General features: G+C 70.7%; 11 protein-coding genes. 3 read left to right on the top strand and 8 right to left on the bottom strand.

Features of this window, described 5'->3' with window-relative positions; translation table 11 throughout:
* Nucleotides 1–230 precede the first annotated feature (230 nt).
* The 3 genes from KHP12_RS29470 to KHP12_RS29480 all read left to right on the top strand — a co-directional run bounded on the left by KHP12_RS29470 (nucleotide 231) and on the right by KHP12_RS29480 (nucleotide 3,492).
* Nucleotides 231–1,475 carry a LolA family protein gene (locus KHP12_RS29470; protein WP_086886427.1) on the top strand — a complete coding sequence of 415 codons (1,245 nt, stop codon included), beginning with the start codon at nucleotides 231–233 and terminating at the stop codon, nucleotides 1,473–1,475.
* Between the two features lie 99 nt (nucleotides 1,476–1,574).
* Nucleotides 1,575–2,558, top strand: a complete 984-nt coding sequence (locus tag KHP12_RS29475; protein WP_210609668.1) for an ABC transporter ATP-binding protein — start codon at nucleotides 1,575–1,577, stop codon at nucleotides 2,556–2,558.
* Nucleotides 2,545–3,492 carry an ABC transporter permease gene (locus tag KHP12_RS29480; protein WP_086883859.1) on the top strand — a complete coding sequence of 316 codons (948 nt, stop codon included), beginning with the start codon at nucleotides 2,545–2,547 and terminating at the stop codon, nucleotides 3,490–3,492. Before KHP12_RS29475 ends, KHP12_RS29480 begins: the two co-directional genes overlap by 14 nt.
* Nucleotides 3,493–3,571: 79 nt before the next feature.
* Here KHP12_RS29480 and KHP12_RS29485 read toward each other — a convergent pair whose 3' ends face one another.
* From KHP12_RS29485 to KHP12_RS29520, 8 genes are all read right to left on the bottom strand, one after another.
* Nucleotides 3,572–4,513 carry a M28 family metallopeptidase gene (locus tag KHP12_RS29485; protein WP_037955194.1) on the bottom strand — a complete coding sequence of 314 codons (942 nt, stop codon included), beginning with the start codon at nucleotides 4,511–4,513 and terminating at the stop codon, nucleotides 3,572–3,574.
* A gap of 195 nt (nucleotides 4,514–4,708) precedes the next feature.
* Nucleotides 4,709–5,800: an EamA family transporter RarD gene (gene rarD, locus KHP12_RS29490; protein ID WP_037955192.1), complete on the bottom strand. Its 1,092-nt coding sequence runs from the start codon at nucleotides 5,798–5,800 to the stop codon at nucleotides 4,709–4,711.
* Nucleotides 5,801–5,937: 137 nt separating this feature from the next.
* Nucleotides 5,938–6,795: an SDR family oxidoreductase gene (locus KHP12_RS29495; protein WP_086883856.1), complete on the bottom strand. Its 858-nt coding sequence runs from the start codon at nucleotides 6,793–6,795 to the stop codon at nucleotides 5,938–5,940.
* 89 nt (nucleotides 6,796–6,884) lie between these two features.
* On the bottom strand, nucleotides 6,885–8,909 hold the full coding sequence (locus tag KHP12_RS29500; protein WP_244203090.1) for an APC family permease: 2,025 nt from the start codon (nucleotides 8,907–8,909) through the stop codon (nucleotides 6,885–6,887).
* 107 nt (nucleotides 8,910–9,016) lie between these two features.
* Nucleotides 9,017–10,099: a 2-oxoacid:ferredoxin oxidoreductase subunit beta gene (locus tag KHP12_RS29505; protein ID WP_086883855.1), complete on the bottom strand. Its 1,083-nt coding sequence runs from the start codon at nucleotides 10,097–10,099 to the stop codon at nucleotides 9,017–9,019.
* Nucleotides 10,092–12,044, bottom strand: a complete 1,953-nt coding sequence (locus KHP12_RS29510) for a 2-oxoacid:acceptor oxidoreductase subunit alpha (RefSeq protein ID WP_086883854.1) — start codon at nucleotides 12,042–12,044, stop codon at nucleotides 10,092–10,094. The genes KHP12_RS29505 and KHP12_RS29510 overlap by 8 nt, the downstream gene beginning before the upstream one ends.
* A gap of 252 nt (nucleotides 12,045–12,296) precedes the next feature.
* Nucleotides 12,297–13,010, bottom strand: a complete 714-nt coding sequence (locus KHP12_RS29515) for a response regulator transcription factor (protein ID WP_051573924.1) — start codon at nucleotides 13,008–13,010, stop codon at nucleotides 12,297–12,299.
* A 120-nt stretch (nucleotides 13,011–13,130) separates the two neighbouring features.
* Nucleotides 13,131–14,474, bottom strand: coding sequence for a sensor histidine kinase (locus KHP12_RS29520; protein WP_086883853.1), 1,344 nt, complete (start codon nucleotides 14,472–14,474; stop codon nucleotides 13,131–13,133).
* Nucleotides 14,475–14,598 lie beyond the last annotated feature (124 nt).

The raw sequence follows: 14,598 nt of genomic DNA on the forward strand, positions 1-14,598 counted from the left end.
GGCCGGGTGACCCCGCCAGACGCCCGATCCACCCCGACCGGCCCCTGACTCCCGGTGGAGCGGCGTCATACCCGAGCATTACGCCGAGGTGATCCTGAGGGCTGACGCGCCACGTCGAACGATTTGGTGGGATGAAAAGACCACCACATGGCGGGATCGGGTGACAATGGCCCGAGAGGTGGACGAGTGCAAGCTGACGAACCGCCGCCGACGACGGAGGTAGAGCACACATGGCACGGATCCGACCGACACAGGTCGCCGACGACGGCTTCTGGGATGAAGAGCGGCCATCACGAGGGAAGAAGGCCGCCCGGTACGCCGCCCCGGTCGCTGTCGCGGGCATCGCGGCCGCGACCATAGGACTGGTCCCGGCGCTCGCCAGCACCGGCGACCCCAACCTGCCGAAGATCTCGGCGCAAGAGCTCATCAGCAAGATGGCGGCATCGGACGCCCAGCAGATGTCCGGTTCGGTGAAGATCACCACCGATCTGGGCATCCCCTCGCTCCCCGGCGGCGGCTCCATCGCCGACCTCGGCGGGGCACGGGGCGGCGACGCGTCCGCCGCGCCCGAGTCCAAGCTGATGGAGCTGATCTCCGGCTCCCACACCCTGCGGGTGGCCTCCGACGGCCCCGACAAGCAGCGGGTGTCGATCGTCGAGAACGCCGCCGAGTACAGCATGATCCACAACGGCGGCGAGATCTGGGCGTACGACAGCGGGAGCAACTCCGCCTACCACGCCACCGCCCCGAAGGACGCGAAGGCCAAGGGCGACCACCGGCGGGAGGTGCCGAAGGACCTGCGGGACGTCACGCCCCAGGAGATGGCCAAGACGCTGCTCTCCTCCGTGGACGACACCACCGATGTGACCGTCGACGGCACCTCCCGGGTCGCCGGGCGGGACGCGTACGACCTGCTGATCAAGCCCAAGCAGAACAGCGACTCCACGATCGGGTCCGTCCGTATCGCGGTGGACGCGGACAACGGTGTCCCGCTGAAGTTCACGCTCTCCCCGAAGAGCGGCGGCAAGGCAATCGTCGACGTGGGCTTCACCAACGTGGACTTCGGCAAGCCCAAGGCGAGCACCTTTGACTTCACGCCGCCCAAGGGCGCCAAGGTCACCGAGGAGCCCAAGGCCGACCATAAGAACACCCCGAAGGACTTCGGCGGCAAGGACTTCAAGGACGCCCGGAGCGCCCTGTCCGGGCTGAAGGTCGTCGGCGAGGGCTGGGACTCGGTCGCCAGGCTCGACACCCCCGGCGGCGCCGCGGCGTCCGAGACCCCCGGCGGCGACAGCGGCCCGGGCGCGGCCTCCGGCCTCCTCGGCGGCTTCGGCAAGGAGGTCAAGGGGAAGTTCGGCTCGGGCACCGTGATCAGCACCCGGCTGGTGAACGCGCTGCTCACCGAGGACGGCAAGGTGTTCGTCGGCGCGGTCGACAAGGACGCCCTGGTCAAGGCCGCCAACGCGGCCAAGTGAGCCCACTGGGCTCGTAAGGCGCGGTGACGGACGACGTAGGCCGCGGATACGAGGCAGCACACGTAGGGCGCGGATACGACGCAGAACGAAGGGGAGCCCGTGGAGCAGCGGTCCACCGAGGGGGACGACGCCGCGGTGGAGACCCGCGGGCTCACCAAGCGCTACCGGGGCGGGCAGCTCGCGGTCGACGCACTCGATCTGTCCGTGCCGCGCGGCAGTGTCTTCGGCTTCCTCGGGCCCAATGGCTCGGGGAAGACGACGACCATCCGCATGCTCATGGGCCTGATCGAGCCCACCTCGGGCAGCGCCAGGCTGCTCGGCGAGCCGATGCCGCGCGCCGCCAGGAGCGTGCTGCCCAGGGTGGGCGCCCTCATCGAGGGCCCCGCCCTGTACCCCTTTCTGACCGGCCGCGACAATCTGCTGCGCTACGACGCGGCCGACCCCACCGCCGACCCCCGCACCCGCGCCCCCCGCGTGGCGGCGGCCCTGGACCGGGTCGGGCTGGCCGCCGCGGCCGGGAAGAAGGCCCGTGCGTACTCGCTCGGTATGAAGCAGCGCCTGGGCCTGGCCGCCGCGCTGCTCCAGCCGCGTGAGCTGCTGGTGCTGGACGAGCCGACCAACGGCCTCGATCCGCAGGGCATGCGCGAGATCCGCGCCCTGGTGCGCGCGCTGGCCGAGGAGGGCACCACCGTCTTCCTCTCCTCCCATCTCCTCGATGAGATCGAACAGGTGTGCACGCATGCCGCCGTGATGGCCCAGGGCCGGCTGATCGCCCAGGGCACGGTGGCCGAGCTGGCGGCGGGCAGCCGCGGCCGGCTGGCCGTCACCACTCCGGACCCGGTGGACGCGGTCCGGGTGCTCAAGGAGCACGGGGTGACGGATCTGGTGGTCCTGGACGAGCGCGTCTCCGGCGAGCTGCCGGTGCCCGGCCCCGGCCTGGACGACGCACCGCTGGAGCTGGCCGATCTCAACGCCGCCCTCGTTCGCGCCGGGGTGCGGGTCCGGTCCTTCGGGGCCGAACGCGCCTCGCTCGAGGACGCCTTTGTCGCGCTGACCGGGGAGGGCTTCGATGTCGCGGGCTGACGAGACGAGGGTGGCCGGCACCGGCGTACCCAAGACGGCCCACACCGGCGCACCGGCCGAGAGGACGGCGAACCCGTCCCGCCCGAACCCCCTGTGGGCCCTGGCGCTCTTCCGCTCCGAGCTGACCGTCACCCTCCGCCGCTGGCGGACCCTGGTGCTGCTCGGAGTGCTCGCGCTGATCCCGATCCTCATCGGCATCGCGGTGAAGATCGAGACCAGCGACGGCGGCAGCTTCGGCGGCGGCCATGGGGGAGAGGGGGAGGGACCCGCCTTCTTCGCGCAGATCACCAACAACGGGATCTTCCTGGTCTTCGCGTCACTGGCGGCGACGCTGCCGGTCTTCCTGCCGATGGTGATCGGCGTGATCGCCGGTGACGCCATCGCCGGTGAGGCGGGCTCCGGGACGCTGCGCTATCTGCTGGTCGCCCCCGCCGGACGGACCCGTCTGCTGCTGGCCAAGTTCACCACCACCATGGCCTTCTGCCTGATCGCGACCCTGGTGGTGGCCCTCTCGAGCCTGGTGACGGGGGCGCTGCTGTTCCCGCTCGGCGATGTCACGCTGATCTCGGGCATCACCGTCTCGTTCGACGAAGCGCTGCTCAGAGCGCTCGGCGTGGCCGCCCTGGTGGCCCTGTCGCTGGTGGGGATCGCCACGGTGGGGCTGTTCATCTCCACCCTCACCAACAGCGGGATCGCGGCCATGGCCACGACGGTGGGGCTGGTGGTCACCACGCAGATCCTCGACACCATCCCGCAGCTGCACGCGATCCACCCGTATCTCTTCCCGCACTACTGGCTCAGCTTCGCCGATCTCCTCCGCGAGCCGGTCTACTGGGACGAGTTGGTCAAGAACCTGGGGCTACAGGGGCTGTACGTGGCCGTGTTCGGCTCGGCGGCCTGGGCCCGGTTCACCGCGAAGGACATAACGGCCTGAGTGACCTGAGCGGTCTGGGCTACCTGAGCGGCCGAAGCGGCCTGAGCCCGCGGAACCGAACACGGCACATCATCCGGGATCAGGCGCCGCCGAGCGTCCAGACCGCGTAGGCGATGGCGTCGCTGTTGCGGTCCAGGGCGGTGTCGTCGATGTTGCTCGAGGTGTCGCACGAGCGGTGGTAGCAGCGGTCGAACGCCTGACCGGAGGTGCCGCCCCACTTCTGCGCCTGGGCGGCGGTCTTGGTGTAGTCGGCGCCGCTGAAGAGACCGCCCACCGGGATGCCCTTGTTCTTGAACGGCGCATGGTCGGAGCGGCCGTCGCCCTCGGTCTCGATCTCGGTGGGCACGCCCTTGGCGGAGAAGAACGCCTTGAAGACCGACTCGATCCCGGGGTCGTCGTCATAGACGAAGTAGCCGGGGTTGGGCGAGCCGATCATGTCGAAGTTGAGATAGCCGTCGATCTTCGCCCGTTCGGATGACGGCAGGTTGTTGATGTAGGAGGTGGAGCCGACCATTCCGCGCTCCTCGGCGCCCCACCAGGCGAACCGCAGATGCTTGGTGGGCTTCGCGCCCTGCCGGGCCACGGTGAGCGCGGTCTCCAGGATTCCGGCGGAGCCCGAGCCGTTGTCGTTGATCCCGGGGCCCGCGGTGACGGAGTCGAGATGGGCGCCGGAGAACACCACGTTGTTGGTGTCGCCGCCGGGCCAGTCGGCGATGAGGTTGTAGCCGGTGGCACCGCCGGAGGTGAACTGCTGCACGGTGGTGGTGTATCCGGCGGCGTCCAGCTTGCCCTTGATGTAGTCGAGCGACGCCTTGTACCCGGGCCGGCCATGGGCGCGGTTGCCGCCGTTGGCGGTGGCGATGGACTGCAACTGGGTCAGATGGGCCTTCACATTGGCCACGGAGATGTCGGGTGCCGCGAGCGCGGTACGGGCGTCCGCCGTGTGCGGTGCCGACGCCGCGGCGGAGGTGGCGGGGGCGGCCGAGACCAGGGCGGCGACCGCCGTACCGGCCGCGGCCATGGCGGCCGTACGCCGTATCAGGGATCTTCGGGGGCGGGCTTGCGCGCATGAGGACATGGGGGGCTCCGGTTCCGAACGAGGACAGGACGGAATGACGTGACGCTGTGTGGTGCACGTGCCCGTGGGGCGGTGGAGCGGTGAACGTGCTGATGCTCCGGGCGTGGCTGACTCCGCGTCAAGGGCGGAAACCGGACATCACCCGCCGGATATCGGTCCCGGCCGGGCATCGGGCACGGCGGCGTCCGAGACGACGTCCGACGCGGCGACCTCCGGCACGACGGCCTCGGGTACGACGGCCTCCGGCACGACATCCGGGTCCGGAACCACATCGGCCTCCACTGTCGCGGACAGCGCCCCCGCCCGCGCGGCGGCGTCGGCCAGCGCCCGCCGCGCCCGCCGGGCGGTGCGCAGCGCGTCCCAGGTCAGCAGCGCGAGCGCGAGCCAGACAAGGGCGAAGCCCGCCCACCGTTCGGGTGGCATCGACTCGTGGAAGACGACGAGCCCGAGGACGAACTGGAAGGTCGGCGCCACGTACTGGAGCATCCCGATCGTCGACAGCGGCAGCCGCACCGCCGAGGCCCCGAAGCAGATCAGCGGCAGCGCCGTGACGAAGCCGCAGCTCGCCAGCAGCGCCGCGTGCCCGGCGCCCTCGCTCGCGAACGTGCTGCCGCCGTGCGTTCCGAGCCAGATCAGGAAGCCGAGCGCGGGCAGGAACTGCACGGCGGTCTCGGCGGCCAGCGACTCCAGCCCGTCGAGACCGACCCGCTTCTTGGCCAGCCCGTACGTCGCGAAGCTGAAGGCGAGGGTGAGCGCGATCCACGGCAGCTTGCCGTAGCCCACCGTCAGCACGGCCACGGCCACCACCCCGACGCCGACCGCCGCCCACTGCGCGGGCCGCAGCCGCTCACGCAGCAGCAGCACCCCGAAGGCGATGCTGACCAGCGGATTGATGAAGTATCCGAGCGCGGTCTCCACCACATGCCCGCTGTTGACGCCCCAGATGTACAGGCCCCAGTTGACCGAGATCACGGTCGCGGCGAGCGCGATCATGCCCAGCCGCCGGGGCTGCCGCAGCAGCGGCCGTATCCAGCTCCAGCGGCGCAGCACCAGCAGCACCAGACCGACGGCCGCCAGTGACCACACCATCCGGTGGGCGAGGATCTCCACCGCCGCGGCGGGCTCCAGCAGCGGCCAGAAGAGCGGCACCAGCCCCCAGATGCCGTACGCCGCGAAGCCGTAGAGGAGACCGGCGCGATCGACGCGGTCCTGCTGGTCCTGCGGCGTCACGGCACCCTCCCCGACGGCATGACGAGCCCCCGGCGGGCCCGTTCCGAGGCTCCGAAGGTAGCGCTGGTGAGGCCCGCCTGTCATTCCCGTATCGGGATACGGTGATGACAGGCGGGCCATGGTGCGTACGGGGCGGGTCAGCCCTTGAGCGCGGCCGCCACCGAGTCCGCGATGGGCGTGGTCGGACGGCCTATGAGCCGGGACAGATCGCCCGGGGTGGCGTCCAGCCGGCCGCGCTCGATGGCCGCCTCGACATCGGAGAGGATCACGGCGAACGGCTCGGGGACGCCCGCGCCGGTGAGGATGGACTGGTACTCGGCGGGGGAGACGGCGCCGTAGACGATCTCCTTGCCGGACTGCCGGGCGACCACCTCGGCGTACTCGGCGAAGCCCCAGGCGGTGTCGCCGGACAGCTCGTACGCCTTGCCCTCGTGGCCCTCACCGGTCAGGACGGCGACGGCGGCCGCCGCGTAGTCGGCGCGCGCGGCGGAGGCGACCCGGCCCTCGCCCGCGGCGCCCACGACGGCACCGTGCTCCAGGACGGTGGAGAGGTTCTCGGTGTAGTTCTCGTTGTACCAGCCGTTGCGCAGCAGCACATACGGCAGACCGGAGTCGGTGATCGCCTGCTCGGTGACCTTGTGCTCATCAGCCAGCGAGAAGTCGGCGGCGGGGCCGCCCAGGATGCTGGTGTAGGCGAGCAGCGCGACGCCGGCCTCCTTGGCGGCGTCGATCACGGCCTGGTGCTGCGGCACCCGCTGCCCGACCTCGCTGCCGGAGATCAGCAGCACCTTGTCGCCGGCGGCGAAGGCGCCGGCGAGCGTCTCGGGCCGGTTGTAGTCGGCCACGTGCAGCCGCACCCCGCGGTCGGCGAGGTCGGCGGCCTTCGCGGTGTCGCGCACGACCGCGGTGATCTGGTCGGCGGGAACCTTCTCCAGCAGCCCCTCGACGACGAGGCGGCCGAGGTGGCCGGTGGCTCCGGTGACGACGATGCTCATATGTGTGACTCTCCTGGTTCGGGATCGACACACCCACCATAAGGGAAGCGCTAACCAAGAGAAAGGTACTTCCGGTTATGTAAGTGTGTTCATTCGGAGCCGGGCCGCTCCCCGGGCTCGTGCTCCCCGGGTTCCCGCTGCCCGGCCTCCCGCTCCCGCGGCCCCCGCTCCCGTGCCGCGAGGCTGACGGCGAACGGCAGGATCGTCACCGCGACGCCCGGCAGCCGCTCCAGCGCCTTGGCCAGTGACTCCGCCGTGCCCCTGTGCAGCAGCTTGCCCAGCGGGGAGGCATAGGTGCGGCGCGGCACCAGCAGGGTCAGCGCGGTCTGGCCGTCCTCGGTGGTACGGGCCGCCAGCTCCCTCACCGCGTGGCGCAGCCGCCGGTCCGGGCACTCCACGACCTCCAGCGCGGCCGTCACCCCAGCCGTGGCCTCCCAGCGCGCCATCAGCCGCCGGGCATGGGCCTCGTCCACCATGAAGTGCACCGCGCGGACCTCGTCGGGCCGCAGCTCATGCGCGTACCGCAGCGCCTTGACCGTCGCCAGGTCGATGCTGTCCGCCAGGACGAAGACCACATGGCGCCGCCAGCGCGGGACGTCGTCCCCGGGGCGTGGCACCGCCTCCAGGGCGGCCGCCTCCGCGCGGTACTCGCGGTTGATCCGGATCAGCGCCCAGACCCCGAGCGGGAAGACCACCACGACCAGCCAGGCGCCCTCGGTGAACTTGGTGATCCCGAAGATCAGCACCACGGCCGCGGAGACCACCGCGGTGATGAAGTTCACCGCGACCTTCCACGTCCGCCCCGGCTCCCGGCGCCGCAGATGATAGGCCGTCATCCCGGCCCCGGCCATGGTGAAGGCGGTGAACACCCCGATCGCGTACAGCGCCACCAGCCGGTCCACATTGGCCTCGGTGACCACCAGCAGCGCCAGCGCCACCACGGCCAGCGACACGATCCCGTTGGAGAAGGCCAGCCGGTGGCCGCGCCGGGTCAGCTGCCGGGGCAGAAAGCGGTCCTCGGCCACGAAGCTGGCCAGGAAGGGGAAGCCGGTGAAGGGCGTGTTGGCGCCCGTGTAGAGGATGAGCGCGGTCGCCAGCTGGACGAACGCCAGCCCCAGGGCGCCCAGTACCCCGCCGCCGAAGACCAGATGGGCCTCCTGCGCGAGAACGGTCGGGGTGCCGTCCCGGTACGGGATGGCGTGGGTGAAGTGGGCCAGGGCGGAGACCCCGAGGACCAGCGTGCCCAGGACGCAGCTCATCGTGACCAGCGTGCGGCGGGCGTTGCGGCCCTTGGGGTCGCGGAAGACGGAGACGCTGTTGGAGATCGCCTCCAGACCGGTCAGCGAGGAGCCGCCGTTGGCGAACGAGCGCAGCACGATGAAGAGCGAGGCGCCGTAGAGCCAGCCGCTGCCCGCGGTGCCCAGGGGCATGGCGCCCGCCGCGTGCACATCGGCGTGCGGCAGCGTCCCGGCCAGGCCGCGGATCACGCCGACCACCAGCATCAGGCCGACGGCGAGGATGAACAGGTAGGCGGGCACCATGAAGACCCGCCCGGCCTCCCGCAGTCCGCGCAGATTCCCGTAGGCGAGGATCAGGATCACCAAGGCGCTCAGGGGCAGTTGGAGATGGTCGATACCGGTCCAGGTGCCGCCGACGAGATGGGCGAACGAGATGATCGCGTTGGTGCCCGCCGAGACCTGGACCGCGACGGTGACGATGTAGTCCACCAGCAGCGCCACGGACGCGATCTGGGCGATGTCCGGGCCGAAGTTCTCCCGCGCCACCACATACGAGCCGCCGGCCCGGGTGTAGATCGTCACCACATCGCTGTAGCAGAGCGTGACCACCAGCAGCACCAGCAGGATCGCCCCGGTCACCGGGAGGATCATGGTGAACGCCGCGACCCCGATGACCGGCACCAGCACCCGCAGCATCTCCTCGCTGCCGTACGCCGTCGAGGAGATGCAGTCGGAGGCCAGCACGCCCAGCGCGGCCGGATTGTGCAGCTTCTCGCGCCGGATCCGCTCGGTGACCAGGGGTGGGCCGAGCAGCAGTCGCTTGAGGCGGTAGCCGGGGCGGTCGGGGGGCTGGAGCGGGGCGGCGGTGTCGGCCATGCGGATAGCAGAACGGGTGCCCGGCCGGGGCGCGGTCAGACGCTCCGGCCGGGCACCCGCCTGTGCCCGTATGTACGAACGCGCCCGCTGGGCGCGCTTTACGGGGGTCAGCCCACGACGGTCCAGGTGTCGCCGCCCGCGAGCAGCGCGCCGAGGTCGCCCTTGCCCTTGAGCTCCACGGCGTTGTCGAGCTGGTCGGACATCTGGGTGTCGTAGACCGGGCGCTCCACATCGCGCAGCACCCCGATGGGGGTGTGGTGGAGGGTGTCCGCGTCGGCGAGCCGGGTCAGCGCGAACGCCGTGGTGGGCGAGGCCGCGTGGGCGTCGTGCACCAGCACCTGGTGCTCGTTCTCGGCGGTGACGGTGACCACTTCGAGGTCGCCGGTGCGCTGGTTGCGGATGACGCCCTTGGACTGGTCGGTGCCGAAGCGGATCGGCTGCCCGTGCTCCAGCCGGATCACGGCCTCCTGGGCCTGGTCCTTGTCCTTGAGGGCCTCGAAGGCGCCGTCGTTGAAGATGTTGCAGTTCTGGTAGATCTCCACCAGCGCGGTGCCCGGGTGGGCCGCCGCCTGCCGCAGCACCTCGGTCAGGTGCTTGCGGTCGGAGTCCACGGTGCGGGCCACGAAGCCCGCCTCGGCGCCGAGCGCGAGCGACAGCGGGTTGAACGGCGCGTCCAGGGAGCCCATCGGGGTCGACTTGGTGATCTTGCCGACCTCGGAGGTGGGGCTGTACTGCCCCTTGGTCAGACCGTAGATGCGGTTGTTGAAGAGCAGGATCTTCAAGTTCACATTGCGGCGCAGCGCGTGGATCAGGTGGTTGCCGCCGATCGACAGCGCGTCGCCGTCACCGGTGACGACCCACACCGACAGATCGCGGCGGGAGGCGGCCAGTCCGGTGGCGATGGCCGGGGCGCGGCCGTGGATGGAGTGCATCCCGTAGGTGTTCATGTAGTACGGGAAGCGCGAGGAGCAGCCGATGCCGGAGACGAAGACGATGTTCTCCTTCGCCAGGCCCAGTTCGGGCATGAAGCCCTGGACGGCGGCGAGGACCGCGTAGTCACCGCAGCCGGGGCACCAGCGGACCTCCTGGTCGGACTTGAAGTCCTTCATCGTCTGCTTGGTGTCGGTCTTGGGCACCAGGGAGAGCGCGTGCCGAGCCGATGCCGCGCCCTCGGCGATGGTGTCAGTCATCGATGGCCTCCTTGAGGGCGGTGGCGAGCTGTTCGGCCTTGAAGGGCAGCCCGCGGACCTGGGTGAAGGAGCGGGTGTCGACCAGATAGCGAGCGCGCAGCAGCGTCGCCAGCTGACCCAGGTTCATCTCCGGCACCACGACCTTCTCGTAACCCTCCAGCACCTTGCCGAGGTTGGCCGGGAAGGGGTTGAGATGGCGCAGATGGGCCTGGGCGATCCGGTCGCCCGCGGTGCGGACGCGGCGCACCGCCGCGGTGATCGGGCCGTAGGTGGACCCCCACCCCAGGACCAGGGTGCGGGCGTCGCCGGTCGGGTCGTCCACCTCGATGTCCGGCACCGCGATGCCGTCCACCTTGGCCTGGCGGATGCGGACCATGTGGTCGTGATTGGCCGGGTCGTAGGAGATGTTCCCCGTGCCGTCCTGCTTCTCGATGCCGCCGATCCGGTGCTCCAGACCGGGCGTTCCGGGCACGGCCCAGGGGCGGGCCAGCGTCTCCGGGTCGCGCTTGTACGGCCAGAAGACCTCGGTGCCGTCGGCGAGTACGTGGTTGGGGCCGGCCGCGAACTGGACGCGCAGATCGGGCAGCTCGTCGACGTCCGGCACCCGCCAGGGCTCCGAGCCGTTGGCCAGATAGCCGTCCGACAGCAGGAACACCGGGGTGCGGTAGGCCAGGGCGATCCGGGCGGCCTCGAGCGCGGCGTCGAAGCAGTCGCCCGGGGTCTTCGGGGCCACGATCGGCACCGGGGCCTCGCCGTTGCGCCCGTACATGGCCTGGAGCAGGTCCGCCTGCTCGGTCTTGGTGGGCAGTCCGGTGGAGGGGCCGCCGCGCTGGATGTCGATCACCAGCAGCGGCAGTTCGAGCGACACCGCGAGCCCGATGGTCTCCGACTTCAGCGCCACACCGGGGCCGGAGGTGGTGGTCACGGCGAGGGAGCCGCCGAAGGCCGCGCCCAGCGCGGCGCCGATCCCGGCGATCTCGTCCTCGGCCTGGAAGCTGCGCACACCGAAGTTCTTGTGCTTGGACAGTTCGTGCAGGATGTCCGAGGCCGGGGTGATCGGGTACGACCCCAGGAACAGCGGCAGATCGGCCTGGCGGGACGCCGCGATCAGCCCGTACGACAGCGCCAGGTTTCCGGAGATGTTCCGGTAGGTGCCGGTGGGGAACGCGGTGGTGGCCGGGGCGACCTCGTAGGAGACGGCGAAGTCCTCGGTGGTCTCGCCGAAGTTCCAGCCCGCCCGGAAGGCGGCCACGTTCGCCTCGGCGATCTGCGGCTTCTTGGCGAACTTCTGGCGCAGGAACTTCTCGGTGTTCTCGGTCGGCCGGTGGTACATCCACGACAACAGCCCGAGCGCGAACATGTTCTTGCTGCGCTCGGCCTCCTTGCGGGACAGCCCGAATTCCTTCAGCGCCTCGATGGTCAGCGTGGTGAGCGGCACCGGGTGGACGCGATAGCCGTCCAGCGAGCCGTCCTCCAGGGGGCTTTGGTCATAGCCGACCTTGGCCATGGGGCGCTTGGTGAACTCGTCGGTGTTGACGATGATTTCCGCCCCGCGCGGCACATCGGGGAGGTTGGCCTTCAGCGCGGCCGGGTTCATCGCCACCAGCACGTTCGGCGCGTCACCCGGTGTGAGGATGTCGTGATCGGCGAAGTGGAGCTGGAAGCTCGACACTCCGGGCAGGGTGCCGGCGGGGGCGCGGATCTCCGCCGGGAAGTTCGGCAGGGTCGACAGGTCGTTCCCGAACGACGCCGTCTCCGAGGTGAACCGGTCACCCGTGAGCTGCATACCGTCGCCGGAGTCCCCCGCGAACCGGATGATCACCCGGTCCAGACGGCGGACCTCCTTGCCGCCGTCTGCTGATCGCTGCCCCCCGGCGGGCGTCTGCCCGCCTTGCTGATCGGCTGGTTCGGCCTGCTCGGCCGGGCTACTGACCTGGCTGGTCACTGCTTCGGACCTCCCTTGAGGCGGCGCTCCTGGACAGTCGGTGCCGACCGGTTGTTGTCCCATGACCATCGTACGTCGGTAAGGGTGGCCTTCCTTGGCCGGATCACATGGTGGACTCCGAAAGAAGAAGCATATATGTCCTGGTTTGGCATGACGTGTCCCTCCCCCCGTGCTGTCATTTCCGCTGATCCCCCCGTTCAGCCTTTGGCCCCGCTTTGGTGCGCGGGAGTCTGCATTCAGGAATTGAGAGTCTCAGGAATTGAGATAAGTGAGGACGGCGAGCACCCGACGGTGATCCCCGTCACTCGGCGACAGGCCGAGCTTCAGGAAGATGTTGCTCACATGCTTCTCGACCGCGCCGTCGCTCACCACGAGCTGCCGGGCGATGGCCGAATTGGTACGGCCCTCGGCCATCAGCCCCAGGACCTCGCGCTCCCTCGGGGTGAGTCCGGCCAGCACGTCCTGCTTGCGGCTGCGGCCCAGCAGCTGGGCGACCACCTCCGGGTCGAGCGCCGTGCCGCCCTGGGCGACCCGCACCACCGCGTCCACGAACTCGCGCACCTCGGCCACCCGGTCCTTGAGCAGATAGCCCACGCCCCGGCTGTTCCCGGCCAGCAGCTCGGTGGCGTACTGCTCCTCCACGTACTGCGACAGGACCAGCACCGCGAGACCGGGATGGTCGCGGCGCAGCCGGACGGCCGCCCGGACCCCCTCGTCGGTGTGCGTGGGCGGCATCCGGACGTCGGCCACCACCACATCCGGTAGCGCGCCCTCGTCGGCCAGCTCCCGCACCGACTTGATCAGCGCTTCCGCGTCCCCGACGCCCGCGACCACGTCATGGCCCCGGTCGGTCAGCAGCCGGGTCAGTCCCTCCCGCAGCAGCACCGAATCCTCGGCGATGACCACCCGTACTCTGTCCGCCACGATGCTCGGCCCCCGTTTCACTCGGTTCGACGGGACCAGCATCCCAGGGTTCGGCCGCTCGCGTCGCGCAGAACCGGCCGCGTCCAGTTGCGCACAACCGGTCGCGCACGAGCCGCGTACAAACGGAAGGGTGTGCGCCGTCAGCGCCAGGGGCGTGTGGGGTCAGCGCCAGGGGAGCTCGGCGGTCACCGTGGTCGGGCCGCCCGGCGGGGAGTGGACGACGAGGACCCCGTCCACCGAGTCGATCCGCTCGGCCAGCCCGGCGAGACCCGAACCGGTGGAGGTGTCGGCCCCGCCCCTCCCGTCGTCCGTGATCTGGAGCATCACCCGGTCCTCGGTGCGCCAGACGTCGACCTCGGCGGTGCGGGCGCCGCTGTGCTTGCTGATGTTCTGGAGCAGCTCGGAGACGGTGAAGTAGACGATGCCCTCGATCGCGGGCGCGGGCCGCTGCGGAAGGTCCACGGTCGCCTTCACCGGGACGGTGCAGCGGGCGGCGAGGGCGGAGAGGGCGGGGCCGAGACCGCGGTCGGTGAGGATGGCGGGGTGGATGCCGCGGGCGAGGTCGCGGAGCTCCTGGAGGGCGAGCTTCACCTCGCCGTGGGCCTCGTCCACCATCTTCGCGGCGGCCTCCGGGTCCTCCTCCAGCTTCTCCTTCGCCAGGCCCAGATCCATGGCGAGGGCGACCAGGCGGGCCTGGGCGCCGTCGTGGAGGTCGCGTTCGATCCGGCGCAGGTCGGCGGCGGCGGTGTCCACCACCGTGCCCCGGTCCGACTCCAGCTCCCAGACCCGGCTCGCCAGCCGGGACGGGCCGAGCAGCCCGGTCACCATGATCCGGTCGACCGAGGTCAGCGCCCGCATGATCCACGGGGTCAGCAGCAGGACCAGCACCCCGGCGGCGCAGGTCACGGCGATCTCGAACGGGGTGTCCAGATAGAAGTTGCGCCCGTGGTCGTCCCCGAAGACCTGGAGACCCGGCTCGTCCAGATACCGGGGGAAGACCCAGCGCCACAGCGGATAGGTCGCGAAGCCCCAGCCGTAGCAGGTGAATGCCACCGCGAAGCCGAAGGAGAAGACCGCCCACGGCAGATGGATCAGCGCGTAGATCACATGACGCCAGGAGGTGCCGCTCCTGAGCAGCGCGCCCACCCAGGCGACCGGTCCGCGCCTGCCCCCACGGCCGCCCCTCCGGCCGAGCACGGGCTCGGGCTCGGCCACCTCGAGCCCCAGCAGCGCCCGGGCGCGGGCCCGCTCGACGACGCCGAGCGCCCGGCAGCCCGCGAGGGCGGCGCCGAGCACCGGGACGCCGAGGAAGGTGATCAGCAGCCCGGCGCCGAGCGCGATCATCGTGACCGTGTAGACGAAGGTGAGGATGGCCATCGGCAGGCTGATCAGGACATAGAGGAACTCACGCCACACGCGGCCCTGGAACGGCGCCTTCAGCGCTGCGGGCACCAGATGGCCACGGGGCTCGGTCCCCGGCTCGTAGGGGCGGTATGCGGTGGCCATCGTCTCGTCCGTCCTCCGGGGGCCTGATCGGTCGCGCTTCTGCGTATCCCCAAGAGTCCCGGAGCGGGGTCGGCCCGGCCATCGGGCGGGTCGGCCTCTTCACCGGGGGGTTAGCCCTACCTCG

Origin of the sequence: Streptomyces asiaticus (assembly GCF_018138715.1) — a bacterium.
In the GTDB taxonomy this organism is placed as follows: Bacteria; Actinomycetota; Actinomycetes; order Streptomycetales; family Streptomycetaceae; genus Streptomyces; species Streptomyces asiaticus.